The 6,647-nt window shown below is 49.6% G+C and carries 7 protein-coding genes; 2 read left to right on the top strand and 5 right to left on the bottom strand.

Translation table 11 applies throughout. The features are described from left to right. Positions 1–627, top strand: a 627-nt coding sequence (locus tag H6F50_RS01485) for a dienelactone hydrolase family protein (RefSeq protein WP_190425554.1), incomplete at its 5' end; no start/stop codon positions are given. Between the two features lie 116 nt (positions 628–743). Then, positions 744–1,442 (top strand): glutathione S-transferase N-terminal domain-containing protein, encoded by a 699-nt coding sequence (locus H6F50_RS01490; protein WP_190425557.1) that lies wholly within the window; start codon positions 744–746, stop codon positions 1,440–1,442. Positions 1,443–1,486: 44 nt separating this feature from the next. Here the strand turns inward: H6F50_RS01490 and H6F50_RS01495 are convergent, their stop codons facing one another. The 5 genes from H6F50_RS01495 to H6F50_RS01515 form a co-directional block, all read right to left on the bottom strand. Then, positions 1,487–2,236: an SDR family oxidoreductase gene (locus H6F50_RS01495; RefSeq protein WP_190425560.1), complete on the bottom strand. Its 750-nt coding sequence runs from the start codon at positions 2,234–2,236 to the stop codon at positions 1,487–1,489. 285 nt (positions 2,237–2,521) lie between these two features. After that, positions 2,522–2,875 (bottom strand): DUF6464 family protein, encoded by a 354-nt coding sequence (locus H6F50_RS01500; protein WP_190412930.1) that lies wholly within the window; start codon positions 2,873–2,875, stop codon positions 2,522–2,524. Positions 2,876–3,099: 224 nt separating this feature from the next. After that, positions 3,100–5,184: an elongation factor G gene (fusA, locus tag H6F50_RS01505; RefSeq protein ID WP_190412929.1), complete on the bottom strand. Its 2,085-nt coding sequence runs from the start codon at positions 5,182–5,184 to the stop codon at positions 3,100–3,102. Between the two features lie 213 nt (positions 5,185–5,397). Then, entirely contained in the window at positions 5,398–5,559 is a 162-nt protein-coding gene (locus H6F50_RS01510) for a hypothetical protein (protein ID WP_190425563.1), read from the bottom strand. 63 nt (positions 5,560–5,622) lie between these two features. Continuing rightward, positions 5,623–6,647, bottom strand: a 1,025-nt coding sequence (locus H6F50_RS01515) for an ATP-binding protein (RefSeq protein WP_190425566.1), incomplete at its 5' end; no start/stop codon positions are given.

The raw sequence follows: 6,647 nt of genomic DNA on the forward strand, positions 1-6,647 counted from the left end.
CTAGTGATTCAGGAAATCTTTGGTGTACACGAGCATATTCAGGATGTTTGCCGTCGCTTTGCCAAATTGGGGTACCTAGCGATCGCACCCCAATTGTTTGTGCGTCAGGGCGATGTTTTAAAGTTAAGCAACGTTGATGAAATTCGCCAAGTAGTCGCCAAAGTCCCGGATGCCCAAGTGCTGTCCGATCTGGATGCTACGGTAGACTGGGCGGTAAAGTCAGCCGAGGGGAATGCCGATAAATTGGCGATTACCGGCTTTTGCTGGGGCGGACGCATTACCTGGCTGTACTCAGCGCATAATCCCCAAGTCAAGGCAGGGGTGGCATGGTACGGTCGGCTGGTGGGCAATGCCACCGAACTGACACCCAAACATCCCGTCGATATTGCCTCGGCGCTGAACGTCCCCATTCTCGGACTCTATGGTGGCAAGGATACGGGCATTACCCTCGATACAGTAGAGCAGATGCGCGATCGCTTGAAGTCCAGCAGCAGCAAATCTGACATCATTGTCTACCCCAATGCACCCCACGCCTTTTTTGCCGATTATCGCCCCTCTTACCGCGAGAAAGAAGCTAAAGATGGTTGGAAACGCCTTCAGGTATGGTTTAAGCAGCATGGCGTGTAGGGGGAGAAATCATTGAGTGCATGGCATACCACAGCATTGATGATCTTTGAGCTGTCAGTTCGGCGCTGAAAGCGATCGCTAAAACCTAATCTTTGTAATATTCAGGAGACATCATCATGATCGACCTTTACTATTGGACGACGCCAAACGGACACAAAATTACTATGTTTCTAGAGGAAGTTGGGCTACCCTACACCCTCGTTCCGATCAACATTGGCACGGGCGATCAGTTTAAACCAGAGTTTCTAAAGATTTCCCCCAACAATCGCATTCCTGCAATCGTGGATCGCGAACCTGCTGAGGGTGGCGAACCGATTTCTGTTTTCGAGTCTGGTGCAATTCTGCTGTATTTAGCAGAAAAAACCGGAAAGTTGATTCCAGCAAATATTCGCGATCGCGCAGAGGTTCTGCAATGGCTATTTTGGCAGATGGGCGGACTCGGACCGATGGCAGGACAAAACCATCATTTCACTCAATACGCCCCTGAAAAAATTCCCTACGCGATTAATCGCTATGTGAATGAAACGGGACGTTTGTATGCAGTGTTGAATAAACGATTAAGCGATCGCGAGTTTATTGCGGGCGCTTATTCTATTGCCGATATCGCTGCTTATCCCTGGATCGTGCCCTACGAAAAGCAAAACCAAAAGATCGAAGATTTTCCCCACCTGCAACGCTGGTTTGAAGCGATAAAAGCCCGTCCTGCAACCATTCGCGCTTATGAGAAAGCAGAAGCTTTTAAAGATCAAGTAATCAGTCCAGATCAGGCGCGGGATCTGTTGTTCAATCAGTCCGCCGATACGGTCAAGCGCTAAATTTAAGCGGTTCTCACAGAAACAGCCGCTTCGCTATTTGCGATCTACCAGTCTTGATCGGTGGGTCGAATCAGAATCTCGTTGACATTCACTCGCGGCGGCTGAGTAACGGCATAAACGATCGCGGCTGCAACGTCCTCGCTTTGCAGGGGTATTATCGATTTACGCCGTTCTTCGGTGCGCTGTTTGGCGATTGGATCGGTAATGTGGCTGTCGATTTCCGTATCCACCATGCCTGGTTCGATGATGGTGACGCGAATGTTGTGCTTGCATACTTCCTGGCGCAACGATTCCGAGAAGCCATTGACTCCCCATTTTGTCGCATTGTAGCCACCGATTCCTACTCGTGCGGTTCGACCTGCAACGGATGAAATGTTAACGATATGTCCCGATCCTTGTGCCTTCAGGATAGGAAGAACCGCATGAGTTGCATACATCAATCCCAGAACGTTGAGATCGATCATGCGTCGCCAGTCAGAGGTATTTGCTCCCTCAATATTACCTGACAAAGCAATGCCCGCATTGTTGACGAGAATATCGACTCGACCAAATTGTGCGTTTGCTTTTTGCACTAGGTTCTGAACTTGAGTTTCATCCGTGATATCTGCCACGATTGGCAATGCTTTTCCACCCGTCGCTGCAATGCCATCTGCGATCGCATTCAGTCGATCAAAACGCCTTGCTGCGATCGCTACCTGTGCGCCTTCTGCTGCTAGCGCGATCGCAGTCGCCTCACCAATTCCCGCCGATGCACCAGTGACGATTGCCACTTTTCCGTCTAATTTCCCAGTCATCCATACTCCTTAATTTCTAAGCTGCGTCTGGCTCCTGCTGTGAAAACGCCAGAATATCTGCTAGCAGAAGGTTAAGCAGAAACGATTTGGCTTTACCTTTATCGATGCAGATTGATATAACTACCGACGCTACTAGGATTTAGGGCTTTTAAGCCAAGCACGCCACGTCATCCGTTGGCAAGACAAAGTTTAAACTTATTTATATAAAATGGCTCTTTATTGCTCGAATCGTTGTAGCAACCCGAAGATGGCATTAAGCCGCAACTGATGGGATAAAGAGCGATTCTAAAAGGGCTGATAATGAACGCAGCGATCGCAAGGCCCACTGGGATTAATCGTACATCGAAGCAACTCAGAGCGAGCATTGTATGAGCAGGTGATATCTCCGATTACCCAGCGCCCGTCCAACAGACTACACTCTGCCGGGGTATCGAACTTTTGAACGTAAAGAGCAATTTTGTGAAGCTGATAACGGCCCGATTTGAGTAGATAGCGATGCCTACGTTCTAAAACCATATATGTTTGACCCTCGACTTCTAAATAGGCTCCAGGCTCAGGATTCCAGTCTAGATATAGATGACTGAGGGTAGAACGGGGATGGCTCAGAATGACTTCTGTAGGCAGAGGATTCAGCTTCATAAAGAATTAATATCGACAGACCGCCAGAAAATTTGCATCAAATTCACATCTATATACAGCAGTCCTATTCAAGTCCTAAGAAAAGTCATAAGAATACGTAGTGCGGTCATCTTGCCTGGGATTCAACGCAAGCAGGACGCTCACACTACGCAAAAGTCTCACGACTGATTGAGGATTGCTATCGGTTATTGGCTCCGACAAATCGCTTCATCGGAGCCAATGCCCTAGTGTGCAGCCTGACGCTCTTTGGCTTCTTTGATCACCTCTTCTGCGATGTTACTGGGGCAAGGAGCATAGTGTGAGAACGACATTGAGAACTGTCCGCGCCCAGATGTCATGGTACGCAGATCGCCAATGTAGCCAAACATTTCGCTCAAAGGCACATCTGCCTTAATGCGTGCCCCCGTCTGATTTGTCTCCTGAGATTTCATCATCCCTCGGCGGCGGTTAAGATCGCCGATGATATCGCCCATGTAATCATCTGGTGCGAAGACATCAACATTCATAATCGGTTCGAGCAGCTGAGGCGCAGCCTTAGGAACAGACTGCCGATAAGCGGCTTTTGCAGCAATCTCAAACGCCATTGCTGACGAGTCCACCGGGTGGAAACCACCTTCAAGCAGCGTGAACTTCAAGTCCATGCAGGGGAACCCAGCCAATACACCGCGATCGACGCAGCTTTCAAAGCCTTTTTCCACTGCTGGCCAATACTCTCTCGGCACGGTACCACCTGTCACCTTTGACTCAAATTGGAAGCCGCTGCCTGGTTCACCCGGCTCAATTACATAGCCAATTTTGGCAAATTGACCAGAACCACCAGACTGCTTCTTGTGGACGTAGCTGTCTTCGAGGCGTTTCGTAATCGACTCGCGGTAGGCTACTTGAGGTTTACCCACCTCAACTTCAACCCCGTGGGTGCGCTTCAGAATGTCCACCTTGATGTCGAGATGTAGCTCACCCATCCCCTTGAGAATTGTTTCGCCGCTCTCCTCATCTGTCACCATATGGAAAGACGGGTCTTCTTGCACCATCTTAGTGAGCGCGGCGACCATCTTTTCTTCACCCCCCTTTTGCTTCGGTTTGACCGAAATGGAGATGACGGGTTCTGGAAAGACCATTGGCTCCAGCGTCGCGGGATTCTTGGGATCGCAGATGGTGTGTCCGGTTCGGATGTTCTTCATGCCGACGATCGCCACAATGTCACCCGCCTGAGCTGAGTCGATCTCTTCGCGAGAATTGGCATGCATCTCAACTAAACGGCTGACCCGCTCAGTCTTACCTGTCGCGGTGTTCAGTACGGTATCGCCTTTGGACAATGTCCCGGAGTACAAGCGCGTGAAGGTTAAAGCACCGAAGCGATCGTCCATGATCTTAAACGCGAGTGCCCGCAATGGTTTGTCTGGATCAACAAGCGCAAAGCTACCTGTTTCATTCCCTTCCAGATCGATCTCTGGCTGCGGTTTGACCTCCATCGGGTTCGGCAGGTAGTCAACCACGGCATCCAGCACCAACTGAACGCCCTTATTCTTAAACGACGAGCCGCAGTAGGTCGGGAAAAACGCCAAGTCGCGAGTACCCTTGCGGATACAACGCTTAATATCCTCCATCGACGGCTCTTCGCCTTCGAGATACTGTTCCATCACAGCATCATCCTGCTCAACCGCTAGCTCAATCAACTGTTCGCGGTAGGTCTCGACCTGATCGACCATGTCGGTAGGAACATCTTTGATCTTATAGTTCATCGGATCGCCAGAGTTGTCCCACACCCATGCTTTACGGGTCAGCAGATCGACCACGCCGCAAAACTGTTCTTCAATGCCAATTGGCAGCACCATCACCAGTGGCTTGGCTCCAAGCACTTGATCGACTTGCTTGACGACTCGGTAAAAATCAGCGCCGGTGCGATCGAGCTTGTTGATGTAGACGATGCGAGCGACTTTGGAGTCGTTGGCGTAGCGCCAGTTGGTTTCAGATTGTGGTTCGACTCCACCTGAACCACAGAAAACACCAATACCACCATCGAGAACCTTCAGGGAACGATAGACCTCAATTGTGAAATCAACGTGTCCTGGGGTATCAATGATGTTCAGTTGGTGATCGTTCCAGAAACAGGTAGTTGCAGCCGACTGGATCGTAATCCCGCGTTCTTGCTCCTGTTCCATGAAGTCCGTCGTCGCCGCGCCTTCGTGTACTTCACCAATTTTGTGGATTTTACCTGTCAGCTTCAGGATTCTTTCAGTTGTGGTGGTCTTGCCAGCATCGACATGAGCGAAGATGCCAATGTTTCGATAACGAGTCAGGTCTTTCATAAATTGGTCTCTAGAGTAAATACAACGAACCGTTGGCGACCACCTGCAAGCATTACAAGCCAGGAAATCAATATTGCCTTTGTAGCCAGTGCAGGCTGGATTTCAATTACGCGGAATACAAAGAAATCCTTTTGCGTTTCTCTGGCGACATTACTAATTGTAAATTGTGGAATGTCAAGGTGACAGTGGTTAGAGAGATTAGACATATTTGCATCAGCGATATCGCCGCCGCAAAAGTGCGATCGCGCCAATTTCACTGTTCTCTACCAAGCCAGAGGTTCGGAGTTCGCTGGCTGGCGGCTCTAGTATTGTGCGGCTCTTGTTGGAGCGGTTACAGCTTCGTGAAACCCGAAAGCGATCGCTTTCGCGATTCAAGGCATATTCTCAACGAAAACTGAGTAACGGGAAAGCTGGCTCTGTACAAAAAGAACGCTGCTTTTACAAGCCTACTGGTAAGGTTAGAGTGAATGCGGTCTGTCCAGATAATGTCGGGTCAAGGGTCAGATTACCACGATGCGATCGCGCAATTTCCCGCGCCAAGCTCAGTCCTAATCCAATTCCCTCTACTTTGCGGGTTCGGGCTGGATCGCCGCGATAGAAACGGTCAAAAATTCGGTTTCGCTCATCCAGAGGAATCTCTTGAGAGCAATTACTGATGGTAATCAACACAGCTGTACTCTGACGACGAGCCTGAATCCGAATCCAGCCATTCGGGAGATTATATTTAATGGCATTGCTAATCAAGTTTTGCAAGACTTGAATAAGTAAGTCGCGATCGCCCTTTACGCACAAACTATCAGCAATTTCTGTTTGAATCTCCAGATGCGGTGCTAGCAGTTCGATATCCTCCAGCATCTCAGTTAATAAACCAGACAAATCCACCTCAACTCGATGCAGGTTCATTTGTCCGGCATCCGCTAGAGAAAGCAGCAACAGTTTACGCACAATCCCCGTCAGTCGGCGCACTTCATCCAGCAAATTGCTCAAGCTTTGTTGCACCTCGGAGCCGGGATCGGCTTGTTGCAGAGTGCGTTCCAATTCTCCTTGCAATATCGCTAGCGGAGTCTTGAGTTCGTGGGCAGCATCTCCACTGAAGCGGGACGCTTGCTTAAAACTGCGTTCCAGACGTTCCAACATTTTGTTGAAAACCTGAATTAATTCGACAAATTCAACATCCGTTGTCCCGATAGGAACCCGTTGTTCCAAACCGCTAGCGGTGACATTCCCAATACTCGTGGTTAGTCGTCGGATGGAATGCAAGCTGCTTCCAGCAATTGCCCATGCACCCCCGGCTACAAGCAGAAGTACCCCTGGAATTGAAATCAGGAAGATGTTGCGGATGACGACCATCTCAGTTGCGATCGCGTTTAAACTCACTGCGATCGCAATTTGAGCAAAAGGTGTTGTAACGGCACCAATCCGCCATGTTCCGCTTGCGGTGCGCTGAGTGACGAATCGAGGCG

The organism is Coleofasciculus sp. FACHB-712 (assembly GCF_014695635.1).
In the GTDB taxonomy this organism is placed as follows: domain Bacteria; phylum Cyanobacteriota; class Cyanobacteriia; order Cyanobacteriales; family FACHB-T130; genus FACHB-T130.